This is a genomic window from Vibrio sp. K4 (genome assembly GCF_051122595.1).
GTDB classification, from domain to species: domain Bacteria; phylum Pseudomonadota; class Gammaproteobacteria; order Enterobacterales; family Vibrionaceae; genus Vibrio; species Vibrio owensii.
Genome location: NZ_CP178577.1, coordinates 2,868,752 through 2,887,451, shown reverse-complemented (window position 1 = coordinate 2,887,451; position 18,700 = coordinate 2,868,752). Strand labels below are relative to the sequence as shown.

General features: G+C 45.5%; 14 protein-coding genes. 3 read left to right on the top strand and 11 right to left on the bottom strand.

Features of this window, described 5'->3' with window-relative positions:
- Window positions 1-45: 45 nt before the first annotated feature.
- Window positions 46-1,185: a glutamine-hydrolyzing carbamoyl-phosphate synthase small subunit gene (gene carA / locus ACLIIY_RS12915; protein WP_010445883.1), complete on the top strand. Its 1,140-nt coding sequence runs from the start codon at window positions 46-48 to the stop codon at window positions 1,183-1,185.
- A gap of 16 nt (window positions 1,186-1,201) precedes the next feature.
- Entirely contained in the window at window positions 1,202-4,435 is a 3,234-nt protein-coding gene (carB, locus tag ACLIIY_RS12910; RefSeq protein ID WP_038893971.1) for a carbamoyl-phosphate synthase large subunit, read from the top strand.
- 82 nt (window positions 4,436-4,517) lie between these two features.
- On the opposite strand, the gene ACLIIY_RS12905 is transcribed toward carB, so the two are convergent.
- From ACLIIY_RS12905 to ACLIIY_RS12895, 3 genes are all read right to left on the bottom strand, one after another.
- Entirely contained in the window at window positions 4,518-4,910 is a 393-nt protein-coding gene (locus ACLIIY_RS12905; protein WP_162998964.1) for a hypothetical protein, read from the bottom strand.
- A 647-nt stretch (window positions 4,911-5,557) separates the two neighbouring features.
- A complete protein-coding gene (locus ACLIIY_RS12900) occupies window positions 5,558-5,986 on the bottom strand; it encodes a DUF1240 domain-containing protein (protein ID WP_408696124.1) in 429 nt (142 codons plus the stop codon).
- Complete coding sequence (locus ACLIIY_RS12895) at window positions 5,979-6,779, bottom strand: hypothetical protein (RefSeq protein WP_171370818.1); 801 nt, start codon at window positions 6,777-6,779, stop codon at window positions 5,979-5,981. The genes ACLIIY_RS12900 and ACLIIY_RS12895 overlap by 8 nt, the downstream gene beginning before the upstream one ends.
- Window positions 6,780-7,029: 250 nt before the next feature.
- Here ACLIIY_RS12895 and ACLIIY_RS12890 point away from each other — a divergent pair, with 250 nt between their 5' ends.
- Complete coding sequence (locus tag ACLIIY_RS12890) at window positions 7,030-7,809, top strand: TSUP family transporter (RefSeq protein WP_005436167.1); 780 nt, start codon at window positions 7,030-7,032, stop codon at window positions 7,807-7,809.
- On the opposite strand, the gene ACLIIY_RS12885 is transcribed toward ACLIIY_RS12890, so the two are convergent.
- The 8 genes from ACLIIY_RS12885 to gltB form a co-directional block, all read right to left on the bottom strand.
- Window positions 7,745-8,605, bottom strand: coding sequence for a LysR family transcriptional regulator (locus ACLIIY_RS12885; RefSeq protein ID WP_434527699.1), 861 nt, complete (start codon window positions 8,603-8,605; stop codon window positions 7,745-7,747). The genes ACLIIY_RS12890 and ACLIIY_RS12885 overlap by 65 nt on opposite strands.
- A gap of 132 nt (window positions 8,606-8,737) precedes the next feature.
- The gene (locus ACLIIY_RS12880; protein WP_434527698.1) at window positions 8,738-9,358 is read right to left on the bottom strand and encodes a TRIC cation channel family protein; all 621 of its coding nucleotides are present in this window, start codon (window positions 9,356-9,358) and stop codon (window positions 8,738-8,740) included.
- Window positions 9,359-9,435: 77 nt separating this feature from the next.
- Complete coding sequence (gene btuF / locus ACLIIY_RS12875; RefSeq protein WP_434527697.1) at window positions 9,436-10,245, bottom strand: vitamin B12 ABC transporter substrate-binding protein BtuF; 810 nt, start codon at window positions 10,243-10,245, stop codon at window positions 9,436-9,438.
- Window positions 10,245-11,198: a cobalamin biosynthesis family protein gene (locus tag ACLIIY_RS12870; protein WP_434527696.1), complete on the bottom strand. Its 954-nt coding sequence runs from the start codon at window positions 11,196-11,198 to the stop codon at window positions 10,245-10,247. The genes btuF and ACLIIY_RS12870 overlap by 1 nt, the downstream gene beginning before the upstream one ends.
- A 14-nt stretch (window positions 11,199-11,212) precedes the next feature.
- The gene (gene mtnN, locus ACLIIY_RS12865; protein WP_434527695.1) at window positions 11,213-11,908 is read right to left on the bottom strand and encodes a 5'-methylthioadenosine/S-adenosylhomocysteine nucleosidase; all 696 of its coding nucleotides are present in this window, start codon (window positions 11,906-11,908) and stop codon (window positions 11,213-11,215) included.
- Window positions 11,909-11,973: 65 nt separating this feature from the next.
- Window positions 11,974-12,402 carry a DUF1499 domain-containing protein gene (locus tag ACLIIY_RS12860; protein ID WP_434527694.1) on the bottom strand — a complete coding sequence of 143 codons (429 nt, stop codon included), beginning with the start codon at window positions 12,400-12,402 and terminating at the stop codon, window positions 11,974-11,976.
- A 91-nt stretch (window positions 12,403-12,493) separates the two neighbouring features.
- Window positions 12,494-13,906: an FAD-dependent oxidoreductase gene (locus tag ACLIIY_RS12855; protein WP_434527693.1), complete on the bottom strand. Its 1,413-nt coding sequence runs from the start codon at window positions 13,904-13,906 to the stop codon at window positions 12,494-12,496.
- Between the two features lie 20 nt (window positions 13,907-13,926).
- Entirely contained in the window at window positions 13,927-18,390 is a 4,464-nt protein-coding gene (gene gltB / locus ACLIIY_RS12850) for a glutamate synthase large subunit (protein WP_434527692.1), read from the bottom strand.
- Window positions 18,391-18,700 lie beyond the last annotated feature (310 nt).

The following is an 18,700-nucleotide window of genomic DNA, read 5'->3' as shown; positions in this document are numbered from 1 at the left end:
TGCAGCTTAATTTATTTTTTATGCATTTTTATTCTGGAGGTTGTCTTGGGTAAATTAGCACTGTTAGTCCTAGAAGATGGGACAGTGTTCCGCGGTGTTTCCATTGGAGCAGATGGTATTTCCGTTGGTGAAGTTGTTTTTAATACCTCGATGACGGGGTACCAAGAAATTCTCACTGATCCTTCCTATTCTCAACAAATCGTTACTCTTACTTATCCTCACATTGGCAATACCGGAACCAATTCCGAAGACGAAGAATCTTCTTCAATCCACGCACAAGGCCTTGTGATTCGCGATCTCCCTCTTATCGCTTCTAACTTCCGTAATGAACAATCCCTTTCTGATTACCTCAAGTCGCAAAACATCGTCGGCATTGCAGACATCGACACGCGTAAGCTAACTCGTATCCTGCGTGAAAAAGGTGCTCAAAACGGTTGTATCGTAGCTGGTAACAATCTAGACGAAGCTTTGGCACTAGCGAAAGCAAAAGAATTCCCTGGTTTGAAAGGAATGGATCTTGCGAAAGAGGTTACAACAAAAGAAGCGTATCAATGGAAACAAGGTTCGTGGACGCTTGAGGGTGGACTTCCAGAAGCGAAAGACGACAGCGAATTGCCATATCACGTTGTTGCCTACGACTTCGGCGCAAAACGTAACATCCTGCGCATGTTGGTTGACCGAGGCTGCCGCCTAACGGTTGTTCCTGCTGAAACTTCAGCCGAAGAAGTTCTGGCTCTAAACCCAGATGGCGTTTTCCTATCAAACGGCCCTGGTGACCCAGAACCATGTACTTACGCGATTGAAGCGACAAAAGTATTCCTAGAAAAAGGCCTGCCAATCTTTGGTATCTGTCTAGGCCACCAAATCCTTGCGCTAGCATCGGGTGCACAAACAGTGAAAATGAAGTTTGGTCACCACGGCGCAAACCACCCAGTAAAAGATTTGGAGCGTAATGTTGTGATGATTACGTCGCAGAACCACGGTTTTGCAGCAGACGAAGCAACACTACCTGAAAATCTACGTGCTACTCACGTATCGCTATTTGATGGCTCTCTACAAGGTATTCACCGCACAGACAAGCCAGCATTTAGCTTCCAAGGTCACCCTGAAGCGAGCCCAGGTCCACACGACGCGGCACCGCTATTTGACCACTTTATCGAACTAATCAAAAAACACAGCGCTTAATTCGGAGTAGTAGATAATGCCAAAACGTACTGACATTCAAAGTATTCTTATTCTTGGTGCTGGTCCGATTGTTATCGGTCAGGCATGTGAGTTTGACTACTCTGGCGCACAAGCGTGTAAAGCACTGCGTGAAGAGGGTTACCGAGTTATCCTAGTAAACTCTAACCCTGCAACCATCATGACTGACCCAGACATGGCGGATGCAACTTACATCGAGCCAATCCAATGGGAAGTGGTTCGCAACATCATCGCGAAAGAAAAGCCGGATGCAGTACTACCTACAATGGGTGGTCAAACTGCATTGAACTGTGCACTAGACCTAGAGAAGTACGGTGTTCTGGAAGAGTTCGGCGTGGAGATGATTGGTGCGACTGCTGACGCAATCGACAAAGCAGAAGACCGTTCTCGTTTCGATAAGGCGATGAAGTCTATCGGCCTTGAGTGTCCACGTGCAGATACTGCAAAAACGATGGAAGAAGCTTACGCTGTTCTAGATATGGTTGGCTTCCCTTGTATCATCCGTCCATCTTTCACAATGGGTGGTACTGGCGGTGGTATCGCGTACAACAAAGAAGAGTTCGAAGAGATCTGTCGTCGCGGTCTAGACCTGTCGCCAACTAACGAGCTTCTTATCGATGAATCGCTTATCGGTTGGAAAGAGTACGAGATGGAAGTGGTTCGTGACAAAGCGGACAACTGTATCATCGTATGTGCGATTGAAAACTTTGACCCAATGGGCATCCACACGGGTGACTCAATCACGGTTGCACCAGCGCAAACACTAACAGACAAAGAATACCAGCTAATGCGTAACGCATCTCTAGCAGTACTGCGTGAGATCGGCGTTGAAACTGGTGGTTCAAACGTACAGTTTGGTATCAACCCGAAAGATGGCCGTATGGTTATCATCGAGATGAACCCACGTGTATCTCGCTCTTCTGCTCTAGCTTCAAAAGCAACAGGTTTCCCAATCGCTAAGATTGCAGCGAAACTGGCAGTTGGCTTCACGCTAGACGAACTGATGAACGATATCACTGGCGGCGCTACACCAGCATCATTCGAACCAACCATCGACTACGTAGTAACTAAGATTCCTCGCTTTAACTTCGAGAAATTTGCAGGTGCTAACGACCGTCTAACGACGCAAATGAAGTCAGTTGGTGAGGTTATGGCAATTGGTCGTAACCAACAAGAGTCACTACAAAAAGCACTTCGCGGTCTAGAAGTTGGCGCGACAGGCTTTGACGAGATGGTTGACCTAGATGCGCCAGACGCACTGACGAAAATCCGTCATGAGCTGAAAGAAGCAGGCGCAGAGCGTATTTGGTACATCGCGGATGCATTCCGTGCTGGTATGTCAGTAGATGGCGTATTCAACCTAACGCAAATCGACCGTTGGTTCCTAGTTCAAATCGAAGACATCGTGAAGCTTGAGCAAGAGCTAAAAGCAAAAGGCTTCGCTGGTCTAAACAAAGAAGAACTAAACAAGCTGAAGCGCAAAGGTTTTGCTGATGCGCGCCTATCTAAGATTCTAGGTGTAGCGGAAAGCGAAATCCGTCGTCTACGTGACCAGTACGACATCCACCCAGTGTACAAGCGCGTTGATACGTGTGCGGCAGAGTTCTCATCTGATACAGCTTACATGTACTCATCTTACGATGACGAGTGTGAGGCGAACCCAACAGACAAAGACAAGATCATGATTCTAGGCGGCGGTCCAAACCGTATCGGCCAAGGTATCGAATTTGACTACTGTTGTGTACACGCATCGCTAGCTCTACGTGAAGATGGCTACGAAACTATCATGGTTAACTGTAACCCTGAGACAGTTTCAACAGACTACGACACGTCTGACCGTCTGTACTTCGAACCAGTAACACTGGAAGACGTACTAGCCATCGCTCGCGTTGAAAAGCCAAAAGGCGTTATCGTTCAGTACGGTGGTCAAACACCACTGAAACTGGCTCGCGCACTTGAAGCGGCTGGCGTGCCAATCATCGGTACTAGCCCTGACGCAATTGACCGCGCAGAAGACCGTGAGCGTTTCCAAGTTGCTGTTGACCGCCTAGGTCTTCTACAGCCAGAAAACGCGACAGTAACGACGATGGAACAAGCGGTAGAGAAATCTCGTGAAATCGGTTACCCACTGGTTGTACGTCCTTCTTACGTACTTGGTGGTCGTGCGATGGAAATCGTATACGACGAGCAAGATCTACGTCGCTACTTCAACGAAGCGGTAAGCGTATCGAACGAATCTCCAGTTCTTCTTGATAGCTTCCTAGACGACGCAGTTGAAGTCGATATCGATGCTATCTGTGACGGTGAGCGTGTGGTTATCGGCGGTATCATGGAGCACATCGAACAAGCGGGTGTTCACTCTGGTGACTCAGCATGTTCTCTTCCTGCATACACGCTAAGCCAAGAAATCCAAGACGTAATGCGCGAGCAAGTTGAAAAGCTAGCGTTCGAGTTGGGTGTTCGTGGTCTGATGAACACGCAGTTTGCGGTTAAGAACAACCAAGTATACCTAATCGAGGTGAACCCTCGTGCAGCGCGTACAGTACCGTTCGTATCTAAAGCAACAGGTGCACCAATCGCTAAGATTGCTGCGCGTGTAATGGCGGGTCAATCGCTTGAAGCTCAAGGCTTTACGAAAGAAATCATCCCACCTTACTACTCAGTGAAAGAAGTTGTACTTCCATTCAACAAGTTCCCTGGTGTTGACCCACTGTTAGGCCCAGAAATGCGCTCTACTGGTGAGGTTATGGGTGTTGGTGCTACGTTTGCAGAAGCTTACGCGAAAGCTGAATTGGGTTGTGGCAACATTTACCCAGAAGGTGGTCGTGCACTACTGTCTGTTCGTGCAGGTGACAAAGAGCGTGTTGTGGACCTAGCGTCTAAGTTGACAAAACTTGGTTACCAGTTAGATGCAACACACGGTACAGCAGTGATTCTTGGCGAAGCGGGTATTAACCCACGTCTAGTAAACAAAGTGCACGAAGGTCGTCCTCACATTCTTGACCGTATCAAGAACAACGAGTACACCTACATCGTAAACACGGCTGCTGGTCGTCAAGCGATTGAAGACTCTAAAGTTCTGCGTCGCGGCGCACTGGCTGAGAAAGTGAACTATACGACAACGCTAAACGCTGCATTCGCAACTTGTATGGCACACACTGCAGACGCGAAGAGCACAGTAACTTCGGTTCAAGAGCTACACGCAAAAGTGAAAGCTAGCCTAGAAGCGTAATAGATAAAAATCAGTAAGCCCGAAAAATAGGGCTTATATGACAACCTCATTGCCCGCTCATTTGAGCGGGCTTTTTTTGTCTTTAAGGTTTCTTAAAATGGAGAGAATTGAAGTGCGCTAAGAAAGCTTGGTAGAGCGGACTTTTGTATAGTATCAAGCTGATAACTGAAAGCAACGTCCCTAAAGATGAAGCAATAGTACTGCCATTTGTAATAACAAAATTAGCGCTGCAAGTAACAAGAATAAATGCAATGGTGAGCAAGTTTACTTTCGCTGCAATACTCAACCCCTTGCTTATCGTCAGAATGTTTGGCACACATATTACTGCTGCAGTTATGGTACCGAAGATAATGAAATAAGTATCGAGCTCCATTTGTTGAGTGATAGAAAACCACTCATTCCAGATGCTTAGGCTTATTGCTAGACCAATGGTCAAGCATAGATATAAAGCCATAGGGAGAACCATTTTAGTCATGCGACCCTCTTTAATCTTTAATCTTTAAACTGAAATTTGGTATGTATCCGACATTACAAAGTAATTCACAATTAGATCAGTGCTCCACATGCTGAGCTCTATAAGTGTGGTAGTTATAAAATAAACTCTACTTACTTATTTATTTTGTATACTCTCTTTTCCAGTAAAATATTGTAAGTCGATTCGTCTTTGCTAAATGTATAGTTATTAGACTTAGCAAATACATCAGCTAAGATAGTTGCAGGGTATAATGATAAAAAAGTAGCTATGGAGAGTGCTAAAAAAAACTTACTTGATTTTTTGAATTGGCTCTTAGTCACAAAGTTATTTGATATAATTGAGATAACAAGTATTCTCAAGCATTCAAAAAGAATGAAGATCGCTCCAAGCATGTATACATATACTTGATCAAAAGTTGCTATTTCACTTTTAGTGGTTATATTGTCATAGAAGCCAGTTATGCCTTTTAGTGAGTATATAAATAGAGAGGTTAATGATATGAGTAAGAATATCAAGTAGAACAATGCTTGTTTTCTATCATAGTTACCATGTGTCATCATTATAGCCCTTTACTCATTTATTAATATTCTATTTCTATCGAATGTAGAGGGTAATTAATACAGATAATATTGTGGTTCTAAGTTTTATTACTTTATATAAACGTAGTTCTTATCATATAACCAGGACTGGCTTAATTTTCCTGAGTATTCATATCCATTTTCTAGTGCAATTTTCTCTAAATAGTAGCTAACAGGGTATGGTGATATTATAGATATGAAAGATATTATAAAAAATATTTTTAACATTACATCATTTGTCTTTTTGGAGAATTTTTTATTTCTAATTAACGCAACTAAAGAGTAGCAGGAGAAAAATACAAATAACATTGAACCAGAAGTTAAGGCTATGGATGAACGTGAAAAATTCACACTACTTTCTTCACTATCTATGTTCTTGATGAAATTAATTATTTCAACTGTTGATATGTTGATCATCAAGATTCCAATTATGGAGAAGATTATCGAGGATAGAAGAATGTATTTTTTATTTTCTAATTTTGTTTCGTTATTATTCATCTTTAAATACGCCTCGGTATCCAGAATTTCTCAGGTTTTTAACAATAGCTGACTTTATACTATTAATATCTTCATTGATGGTTGACTTATTTTTTATCATATCGTGAATCGCTTTTTGAAGATTGGTAGTGATCTTGTAGTGTTCATCTATCTTATTCAATGCGTAGCCTGATAGTATTCCAACAGATATAGCCAGAATTAAAGGGCCGGCCGTCATTGCTGTGCTTGCGTAAGCTAAACCAGTTGAAGCTTTTACTGCAAGGATCGATAAAGCAGCTGAAATACCTACTTTCAATATATCTGTTGAAACAGCACCAAGAAACTTAGATAAAGTATGTTTGTTTTTTGCTGAGAAAAATAGATCTAATACCCTGAATGAACTAACGAGTACAACGGTAATTAGCCCGCCTTTAAGAACTGAACTTATAGTGTCCTTAGTTCCAATTGCAATGTGGGTTACTATAGGTGGAGAGCTCAGTTTAGTAAAACCAGATAACCTAGACTTTAATACCGGACTACCTTGCATAGTTAGATGAGGCTGTCCATTTAAATAATCAATACTAATTATGGTGTTTGTGCCATGTATGTAGCTTGCTAGCTTAGCCAACAATACTAAATCATCAGCAGATGCGTAGTAGTTTGAAGAGTTTTCGAATGCCTTTTTGAGATTCTCCCAACGCGTAAGCTCTACTTTGTTTTTTAAGTATGCTTTTAGTGTAGTGTCAAAATTTTCGATTGAAAAAATATAGATTTCTTTTTTAGGTGAGTTATCTTGAGAAGTTACTGGATACATGGATTTTAAATTTTAGTTATCTGGATTAATAATTATTTTGCATCAATTAATTAATGAGGTAAGCCAGAGTTACTATTTATTGGGCGGAGTTAAAAGTCTTTATGTAATAATCTATTTTGTTATTTATTGTTTTTTAGATTAATTGATGAAAATCTGGAATAGGTTGGTGTCTTGAGTTTCCTTTTGTGCGTTTGCGTGGCAGTGCTATCGTTGTTCCATCTTGGTTACAAACATTTACAAGGGCGCACAAGTGGAAGTTACGTTCGAAATCTTAATTGCATTGTTTTTTGTCGCATCCGCTGCGGGATTTATTGATGCGATGGCTGGTGGCGGTGGTCTCTTGACTCTACCTGCTTTGTTGGCAGCGGGGCTAAGCCCGACTCAAGCATTAGCGACCAACAAACTCCAAAGCTCTTTCGGAAGCTTTTCTGCCAGTTGGTACTTTGTGCGTAACGGCATTGTTAGCCTCAAAGAGATGCGTCTAGCGATTCTATGTACCTTTATTGGTTCTGCCATTGGTGCTGAGGCCGTACAGTTTATCGATGCCGGTGTACTCACCAGCCTTATCCCTGTATTGCTTATCGCGATTTCACTCTATTTTTTGCTCTCTTCAACTAATAAAACAGCTGAAGGAGAACCAAAGCTCTCTGAAGCGATGTTTGCTTTATGTGTTGGTGGTGGCGTGGGCTTTTACGATGGCTTTTTTGGTCCAGGTACTGGCTCTATCTTTGCGCTTTGCTTTGTTGCACTTGGTCACTTCTCTTTGGTTGATGCGACCGCTCGTACTAAGATTCTCAACTTCACCTCAAATATCGCGGCTCTGCTGTTCTTTATTCTTGCCGGTTTGCCTGTGTGGGAAATCGGTCTGACCATGGCTGTAGGTGGCTTTATTGGTGCTCAACTTGGTGCCAAAGTTGTTGTCACTAAAGGTCAAAAATGGATTCGACCTTTAGTGATTACCATGTCTATGCTGATGGCGACAAAACTTCTTTGGCAACAACATCACCAATGGTTTCTATCACTGTTTTAACTCTTGGTGACTGGTACACGTTTTGTCTAACGCAGATATGAATCGGTCGAATTAAAGATGTCAGTTGTTCGAACATAAAGCAGTTATGCTCAGGGATCTTTAACGCTCTCACTATCGATAACGGTATTAATGCAGGCGCTGCCCCTCCAAGTGCAAGTTGTGCTGCTGCAGTGTAGGCATCCATTTCCATCAATGGTTTGATGCCGATTTTCTCTAATGCAGGCAGTTGGTAGCTATTGGATGGGTTAGTTAAATCATTTGTGATGACTTTTTTCGGAAGCTCATTCAGTGGCTGATCACTAACGAGGAAGAAAGGTTCATCACATAAGTGGAAAGCCATCAAGCCGTGATGTGGTGGAAGCAAACCAGCACAAAGCCCAATGGTCGCTTTACCGGATTGAACTCGCTCAACGATTCTAGGGCTGTGGTTGGTGGTTATGGTTAAGTACTGATCTTGCTTGAGGTAATCACCAATGGTTTTTCCAAGATAACCCGCAATAAGAGACTTTGAACTATCGAGGGTGATTAATGATGTGTCCTCTAGCTCTTGCTGTTCATAGATAAGGCCACGTAACTCGTTAAAAGATGGGCCAATATTGTCGATCAAAGCCATGCCATCAGGTGTGAGTTTAATGGTTCTCCCTGACGGTTCTACTAGCTTCTTTCCCAGTTTTTTCTCTAGGTTCGCGATACGTTTACTCACCGCAGATTGGCTGATGTACAGCAAACTCCCAGTGCGACTCATCGTTTTCGCTTTACTTAAAACTAATAGTGTTTCGATGCCTTCCAGTAACATGTCTATCCATGAATGTTGGGAATAATAGGCCTAATATAGCCAAGCTTGAGATGAGAAGCGACAGGTGATTTTACAAACAAAAAGAGCCGACGTTTCAGTCGGCTCTTTTGCATAAATATTGATTCGTATCGATCAACGATTGATAGCAAAGGTTGGCAGTGACAAGTGCCAGCGAATCGCACCAAGGCGAATAATCAAGGTTGAGATGACACCTGCGAGTAGGGCGACTGAATGGTCGTGTCCCATACTCAATGCGGTTGTATGGAAAATACCACCGATGATACATGCGGTCGCATAGACTTCACTTCGCAGTACCATGGGTACCTCGCGAGCCAGCACATCACGGATAATGCCGCCACCGCAGCCAGTGATGACGCCCATGATCACCGCCACCATGCCAGAAGCACTGTAGGCGAGAGCTTTCTCGACACCGATACCGACGAATACCGCTAAACCAATGGCGTCACAGACAGGTAGAACCCACCAAGGCAAGCGCTTAGGGCGACGAATGAGAATCATCGTGAGCAAACAAGTGATGAAAATGACCCAAAGATAAGTGGTGTCAGTGATCCAGAATACCGGGGTTGCGCCAAGCGCCATATCACGAATAGTGCCGCCTCCAATAGCTGTCACACTACCGAGTACGATCACACCGAAAGGATCCATCTTTAATCGGCCTGCGAGTAAAACGCCAGAAACCGCAAAGACAGCAGTACCGAATAAATCGATCATATAAAGCAGCATGGAGTCCATGTTACTTGGTACCTTTTAAACAAATTGTGGGGGAACAGAAATGGGACGGAAATTGTACGGGATTTCCAACGAAAACGTTAGCGTTTTTGCCGAACGGTTTCAAAGTGTTCACACACCTCTGTGATCGCGTTTAAGGTTCTTGGGGTTGGGCGGTTGATCCAATCTGAATTGAGTGACCAAACGTGGTTGTTCTTTAACGCAGGGATGTCGTTTTTCCATTCAGCCCACATGCCATGGCGAGAGGTAAACAGGGCTTCGGGTTGGCGAGTAATCACTTGCTCGATGCTAACTTGTGGGTAAGGGGCACTGCCTTTGGCAAAGATATTCTCACCACCACAGAAGGTGAAGACTTCACTTGGCCAGTTCTTACCCGCAACGGTGATGATCGGCTTCTCACTCAATTGATAGAAGTAACTGACTTTATCCTCGGTATTGTATTTCTCTTTTAATGCTTCTAACTGCGCGCGAAATTCTGCGGCGGCTTTTTGCCCAACTTCTGGCTTCTCACTGTACTGGCTAAGTTGCTCAATGTTCGTAGCGATGTCTTCTAACGTTCCAGTAGTTGAGTAGTAGATAGGAATGCCAAACTGCTTGAGCTTTTCAAGTTCTTTGGCTGGATTACCTGCTGGCCAAGCGATAACCAAATCGGGTTGAAGGGCAATGATGCGCTCTAACTTGATGCCTTGATAGTTTGATACTTTCTCTAAATCTTTAGCTTGCTCGGGGTAGTCACTCATCTCGCTGACCGCAATCAGCTTGTCACCAAGACCTGCAGCATAGGCGATTTCTGTTGAGTGTGGAGCCAGGCTGATGACGCGTTGAACTGGTTCATTGGCAAAAGAAGCGGTAGAGAAGATAAGAGGAAGAGCAAAGCAAAGTTTGTTCATCATAGTCCTTGATAAATGAGTCCGAGAATCAGGCTTTGGATAACGATCCAAGCAAAAATACGCCATACAATGAGGGTTTGGATTTGTGCCAAATGGATAGCAGATGGTGCTATACGACCACCAATTTTCGCTCGTTCAGCTCGTTGACCTTGGTACAGCGCTGGGCCGCCAAGTGACAATTGAAGCTTGTTACCAATCGAGCACAACAACCAAGCTGGCCCTGGAAGTGGCCAAGACTTCGCTTGTTGAAGCATGGCAGTCGAAACACTCGATAGGTTTTTACCCATGCTAATGAACACGGCAAACAAGCGTAAAGGAACAATCTCCAATGCAGCCGTTAGCTGAATAGCAGGCTTACCAAAAGGTGAATACTGGCGGCGACTTGGGGACCAAGCGCGAGCGAGCTCTGCCGTTAAGCGATACATTAATGCACCAATTCCACCACTCAATCCATACCAGAATAACACGCACACAACGTTACGTCCGTAACCCATGATGATGGTCTCTGCACCTGCTTTACCAATGCCTAGTAGGGATAAGCTCTCGGTATCTCGATTAAGGTAAGGCTTGAGTAACGCTCGGCACTGCACTTTGTTCTCATTCGACATCGCAGTAACGAGTTGTTTCGCAAGTGATTCGTTGTTTCGCCAGTCAAGAGCAATCAGCAGTAATGCCAACTCAAATAAGGGCGCTTGCCAAACTAAAGGCTTCATCGCGAGCAGTAATATCAAGCAGGGTACAAGCATAAGAAGCAGTGCGAGTCCGCCAGAGAGAATGCTTTGTGAGTAGTTGTGGTTGTTATTAACTTTATTCGCCAGTTGTTCTGCGAATTTGTGCCACAAAGTTACAGGATGAGCTGCGTGAGGAATGGGGATTAATAAGTGGAATAGTAATGCGCCCCACATGACGAGGAGCGCACCATTGGCATAGAGCTGTTGAAATATTTCTTCCATGAAATTCTGGGGACTTACTTAGTCAGTTCCAACATTTTGCATACCATTTCTGAAGAGCTTTTCGCTGCTAGCGGTAGGAACTCTTCGAAGCTCATTGGTGATTCTTTATCTGCTACGTCAGAGATAGCACGAACAACAACAAATGGTGTGTTGAATTGATGACAAGTTTGAGCGATAGCAGATGCTTCCATTTCTACAGCGATAACTGAAGGGAAGTGTTTACGGATAAACTCTTGGCGTTCTGCCGTGCAAACAAACGCGTCACCAGTACAGATCAGACCGCGAACGGCGTGAGTGTTTTCCATTTGAGCCAGTGCTTTTTCAGCAAGGTCCATTAACTTCTCATCCGCTTTGAATGCCGCTGGTTGGCCTGCCATTTGACCCATTTCGTAGCCAAACGCAGTTACGTCTGCATCGTGATGACGAACTTCTGTTGAGATTACAACGTCGCCTAGGTTTAGGCTTGAATCGAAGCCACCCGCAGAGCCAGTGTTGATAACCACATCTGGTTGGTACTCGTCTAGCAGAATAGTTGTGCCTACTGCAGCCGCTACTTTACCGATGCCAGATTGAAGCAGTACCACATCAACGTCGTTAATCTGACCAGAGAAAAACGTACAACCTGCTTTGCTTACTGTTTGGCAGTTTATCATTGCTTCTTTCAGGATGGTGACTTCTTGTTCCATCGCACCGATGATACCAACTTTCATAACACTCTCTTTCGATAAAAATTTAAGTTGGCGAGAGTATACCACTCTGCACCAATATGTGGTCGTTATTTGATTAACTCAGCATTCGCCAACAGTGAACGTAATTGTTCAGCACGCTTACGGTTCACGCCAAAGTCTGAATAGCCAACGCGAGATTCAGAACGAACAATAAGCTGGTCGCCTTCGATCTTAAGCTCTAAATCGTCCACAAAGCGCATTATTTTGGATGTGCATTCGATACGTAGGTAATTACCTTCTTTCACCGCTGTTTTCGCCCCCGGCAGTTCAAGCGCCACTTGCTCAATTGCATCGATGTTGGTGGATTCGGTTAGGGTGAATGGTGTTAGGTTGTATTCTTCACGCGTGTCTTGGGTGGAGACACAGTTTGGTTTGTCACCACAAGGGAATTGAGAACGATCAGTCATGGTTGTGACTCCTTGGCTACAAGCGGTTAAGCCGAGCAAAGTAATGGAAAGGAGAGCGGCTTTTTTCATTGGTTTTATCCCTTATCTTAGGAATTTAATTATATGTAATAAAAGAAAAAAGGATCCAATAGTAGGATCCTTTTTGAGACGTTAACAGTGATTAAACTTCAAGGTAATCGAGAATACCTTCTGCGGCTTTTCGACCTTCATCAATCGCGGTCACAACCAGATCTGAGCCTCGTACCGCATCGCCACCAGCGAAGATCTTTTTGTTGCTGGTCTGGAATTGGAACTCTTGTTTCGCAGGAGCTTTGATACGGCCCCATTGATCCAACTCGACATCAAACGGAGCTAGCCAGTCCATTTTGTGTGGCTGGAAACCAAACGCCATGATAACGACGTCTGCTGGTAGAACGTGCTCGCTGCCTTCTACTGGTTCTGGACGGCGACGACCCGCTTCATCAGGCTCACCAAGGGCAGTTTTCACCACTTTGACCCCTGAGACTTTGCCTGACGCATCCACTTCAATTCCTAAAGGCTGAAGGTTGAACATGAACTTCACGCCTTCTTCCTTAGCGTTTTTCACCTCGCGTCGAGAGCCAGGCATATTGGCTTCATCACGACGGTAAGCACATACAACGTTTGATGCGCCTTGGCGGATTGAGGTACGAACACAGTCCATTGCGGTATCACCACCACCGAGTACGACGACGCGTTGTTTTGCCATGTCGATAAAAGGTTTGTTGTGCTCCAAGCCCATGACCTTGTAAGTATTTGAAATCAAGAATGGCAGAGCATCGTAGACACCCGGCGCACCTTCATTTTCTAGTCCTGCACGCATGTACTTGTAAGTACCAACACCCAAAAAGACGGCATCGTACTCATCAAGTAGCTCTTGCATCTGCACATCTTTACCTACTTCGATGTTCATCTTGAACTCTACGCCCATCTCGGTGAAGACGCGGCGGCGGTTTTCCATCACGCCTTTTTCAAGCTTGAATGAAGGGATACCGAAGGTCAGAAGGCCTCCAATTTCAGGATAGCGGTCAAATACGACAGGTTTCACGCCATTGCGCACTAGGATATCGGCAGCCGCCAAGCCTGCTGGACCTGCTCCAATGATGGCGACCTTTTTATCGGTCCATTCCACCTTGGACATGTCAGGCTTCCAGCCCATTTCGAAGGCTTTGTCGGTAATGTATTTTTCAACGTTGCCTATAGTGACGGCGCCAAAGTCTTCATTGAGAGTACAAGAGCCCTCACATAGACGATCTTGCGGACACACTCGACCGCAAACTTCAGGCAAACTGTTAGTTTGGTGCGATAGCTCTACGGCTTCGAGGATACGACCTTCATTGGCAAGCTTTAGCCATTGTGGGATGTAGTTGTGGACTGGGCACTTCCATTCACAATATGGGTTACCACAATCTAAGCAACGATCCGCCTGCGCTGTCGCTTGTTGTTTGGTAAACGGTTCATAGATTTCAACGAATTCGATCTTACGAACTTTGATAGGCTTCTTCGCAGGATCTACGCGTTGAACATCGATAAATTGATAAACGTTCTGACTCATGATTCAAACATCCTCCATGATTACTGGGCTTGAACGCGCAGTTCTGCGGCACTGCGACTCTGGTGACCAAGTAGCGTGCGCAAGTCTGCCGCTTGTGGTTTCACCAAGTAGAACTTTGGAATCCATTCATCAAAGTTCGCCAAGATATCTTCTGCGTGGCTAGAACCGGTTTCTTCAAGATGCTCGGCAATCAATCCACGTAAGTGCTCTTGGTGGATGTAAAGATCCGACAGAGAAATTGCTTCAACCGATTCGTTGTTCACGCGACCTTGGAAGTCTTGGTTCTCATCCAATACGTAAGCAAAACCGCCAGTCATGCCAGCGCCGAAGTTCACGCCAGTCGCGCCTAGAATTGCAACAATACCACCGGTCATGTACTCACAAGCGTTATCGCCAGCGCCTTCAATGACGGCAATCGTTCCTGAGTTACGTACGCCGAAACGCTCACCGGCTTTACCTGCCGCAAACAGCTTACCGCCGGTCGCGCCGTACAGACAGGTGTTACCAATGATGGTCGCTTCATTACACTTAAATGCAGTGCCAAGGTGAGGTTTGATAACCACCTTACCGCCAGCCATGCCTTTACCTACGTAGTCGTTTGCATCGCCAGTGAGGTAAAGCTCTACGCCACCCGCGTTCCAAACGCCAAATGACTGGCCTGCAGTGCCATCCAAGTGCAGTTTGATTGGCGTTGCCGCCATGCCTTGATTGCCGTAGCGCTGAGCGATTTCACCAGATAGGCGAGCACCAACAGAGCGGTCGGTGTTTATCACGTTGTAGAAGAAGCTGGCAGATTGACGTTTTTCAACCGCTTGCAATGCGTCTTCGATGATCTTGTTGTTTAGCTCTGCTTTATCAAATGGTGTATTTGGCTGTGTCCAGTAAAGAGGGTGTCCTTCTGGAGAGACTGGTGCCTCAAGGATATTCGATAAATCTAGCTTGGTTTGTTTTGCTGTCAGACCTTCAACGGTTTCCAACAAATCCGTACGACCAATCAAGTCAGTCAGTTTTTCAACACCAAGTTCAGCAAGTAATCCACGTACTTCGTCCGCCAGACCAATGAAATAGTTCATCACCATTTCCGGTAGACCTTTGAAGTACTCTTTACGTAGTGTCTCGTCTTGAGTTGCAACCCCTGTGGCACAATTGTTGAGGTGACAAATACGTAAGAACTTACAACCCATTGCCACCATTGGCGCAGTACCAAAACCGAAGCTTTCCGCACCGAGAATCGCCGCTTTCACCACGTCTAGCCCCGTTTTTAGACCACCATCTACCTGTAGACGAATCTTATGACGTAGACCATTAGCAACCAGTGCTTGTTGGGTTTCTGCCAGTCCCAATTCCCAAGGGCTACCAGCGTATTTCACTGAGGTTAATGGGCTTGCTGCGGTACCGCCGTCGTAACCCGAGATGGTAATGAGATCAGCGTAGGCCTTCGCGACACCTGTTGCGATGGTGCCGACGCCTGGTTCAGAAACTAACTTCACTGAAACCAATGCATTTGGATTGACTTGTTTTAGGTCGAAGATCAGCTGGGCTAAGTCTTCAATCGAATAAATATCGTGGTGTGGAGGAGGGGAGATCAGAGTCACCCCCTGTACCGAATAACGCAGTTTTGCGATTTCTGCGGTAACTTTGTGTCCCGGTAACTGACCACCTTCACCCGGCTTCGCACCCTGTGCGACCTTGATTTGCAGTACGTCTGCATTGGTAAGGTAGTGAGGCGTGACACCAAATCGCCCGGAAGCAATCTGCTTGATGCGCGAGTTACGCTCTGTACCGAAGCGACGTGGATCTTCACCACCTTCACCTGAGTTAGAGTAACCACCAAGACGGTTCATCGCTGTTGCAAGTGCTTCGTGCGCTTCTGGGCTAAGTGCACCAATGGACATCGCCGCCGAGTCAAAACGCTTGAATAGCTCTGTGCTTGGCTCGATTTGCTCAAGTGGTAGTGGGGTGTCTGATTTTTTCAGCGCCATTAAGTCACGCAGCATGGCAACAGGACGTTGGTTTACCTGCTTAGCAAAGCTCTGATAATCGTTGCTTTCACCTGATTTCACCGCAGTTTGCAGTGTGCCAACCACGTCTGGGTTGTAGGCGTGATATTCACCACCGTGGACGTATTTCAATAAGCCGCCATGCTCGATGGCTTTACGTTTCGCCCAAGCTTTACGAGAAAGGTTGTACAAATCTTGTTGGAAGTCGTCGAAGTTCGCGCCTTCAATACGAGTCGTCACGCCTTTAAAGCACAAATCGACGACTTCTTGGCTCAGACCAACTGCTTCAAACAGTTGCGAGCAACGGTAAGAGGCGATGGTAGAAATCCCCATTTTCGACATGATCTTGTACAGACCCTTGTTGATGCCGTATTGGTAGTTTTGCATCACATCGCGATAGTCTTTTTCTAGCGCTTTATCATCAATCAGTTTGCCTAGCGCTTCATAAGCTAGGTATGGGTAAACTGCAGTGGCGCCAAAGCCAAGCAAGACAGCAAATTGGTGTGGGTCACGAGCTGTTGCAGTCTCAACAACAATGTTGGCATCACAACGTAAGTTGGCATCGATCAAGCGAGTTTGAACCGCACCGACCGCCATTGCTGCAGGAATTGGCAGCTTGCCTTTGACTAAAGCGCGATCTGAAAGCACGACTAGAACCGTGCCTTCACGTACGACCTGTTCTGCTTGTTCACACAGATCATCAATGGCTTGTTTGAGATCTTTCTGTTGTGGATCGTAGTTGATATCGAGAATGGTATTACGGTAGTGATCGTCACCAAGCTCAAGCAATTGCTGCATGTCTGAGTAAAGTAATACTGGCGAATCGAAGGTCACTCGGTAGGCGTGGCCATCGGTTTCACAGAAGACGTTCATCTCCTGACCGATACTGGTCGCCAGTGACATTACGTGTTTCTCACGCAATGGATCGATTGGCGGGTTGGTTACCTGAGCGAACTTCTGACGGAAGTAATCAGTCACCAAGCGCTCTTTCGACGAGAGAACGGCCATTGGGGTGTCATCACCCATAGAGCCGACCGCTTCTTGGCCCATATCGCCAAGAACACGCAGTACTTGATCGACCTCTTCATTACTCATGGCAAATTGCTTTTGATAAGTCTTAAGTAAGTCTTCATCAAAGCTGCGCTCACCCACTTGATCTTCAGGTAGCTGAGCAAAAGGAGTGAGTTTGCGAACGTTGTTTTCCATCCACTCGCGGTAAGGGTGACGAGATTTCAGATCGTTATCGATCTCGCTAGACTGCCAAAGCTTCCCTTTACGAGTATCGACAACCAGCAGTTCACCCGGACCAACACGGCCTTTCTCGGCAACTTCGTCGGGAGCGTAATCCCAAATCCCTACCTCTGATGCCAGAGTGATAAATTTGTCTTTAGTAATCACATAACGTGCAGGGCGCAAACCATTACGATCTAGGTTACAGGCAGCGTAACGGCCATCGGACAGTACGATACCTGCCGGACCATCCCATGGCTCCATGTGCTTGGAGTTGAAGTCGTAAAACGCTCGCAGATCCGGGTCCATGTCTGGATGGTTTTGCCATGCAGGTGGCACAAGCATGCGCATGGCTCGGAAGATATCCATACCGCCAGAAAGGAATAGATCCAACATATTATCTAAGCTGGAAGAATCTGAACCTGTCTCGTTCACAAACGGTGCTGCGGTTTGTAGGTCTGGCAGCAGTGGTGACGAGAACTTGTAAGCTCGCGCTCGTGCCCATTGGCGGTTCCCTTCAATGGTGTTGATCTCACCATTATGAGCAAGGTAACGGAACGGCTGAGCTAATGGCCAACGCGGTTGAGTATTGGTAGAAAAACGCTGGTGGAACAGGCAGATAGCAGATTCCATGCGTAGGTCAGCAAGATCAAGATAGAAGCGCGGTAAGTCCGCAGGCATGCACAAGCCTTTGTACACCAAAACTTGTGTCGACAAGCTACAGATGTAGAAATCAGGATCTTCGGTGATTTGTTTCTCGATGCGACGGCGTGCGATGTAGAGGCGACGCTCAATGTCACGCTCGCGCCAACCTGCCGGAGCAGAGATAAAGACTTGTTGAATGTCTGGAAGTGAATCGGCGGCGATTGGGCCGAGTACTTCTGAATTGGTTGGTACTTCACGCCACCCTGCTACCGTCAAAGTCTCTTGTGCGAGCTCTTTGTTGATGATGTCTTTGGCGAGTTGAGCTTTCACCGGGTCTTGGTTGAAGAAAATCATCCCTATGGCGTATTGCTTGCCAAGGTTGAAGCCATTTTCTTCAGCGATAAGGCGTAAATAGGAATCGGGCTTTTGTAGAAGAAGACCACAACCATCACCGGTTTTACCATCGGCGGCGATACCACCACGGTGGGTCATTCGATCAAGTGCAGAAATTGCTGTACGTACCAGCTTGTGACTTTGCTCGCCTTCCATGTGCGCGATTAAGCCAAATCCACAGTTGTCTTTCTCAAGACTTGGATCATAAAGAGCCATTGCAATTCTCCCTTTGCTTATCTGTCATCCCGACAGATATATCAACACTGCTCAAGTTGATAATGATGACTAACTATGCGTCACTTTCTAAGTTTTATGTATATCTATTCAATAAAATTCGTCAAATATATTAACAAAAATTGTGTGTTTTATTTTCACCAACTTCACAAGCTATAGCTTATTGTAAAAAAGGTCAAGTTATTAGTGAATCATCGCGTGAATATGCGATTTACCATTTAATTGGCTGAAATAGTTCAAGAAAAACAGTGAGATAGAAAAGTGATTGTTACAAAAAAGTAACATTTGATTC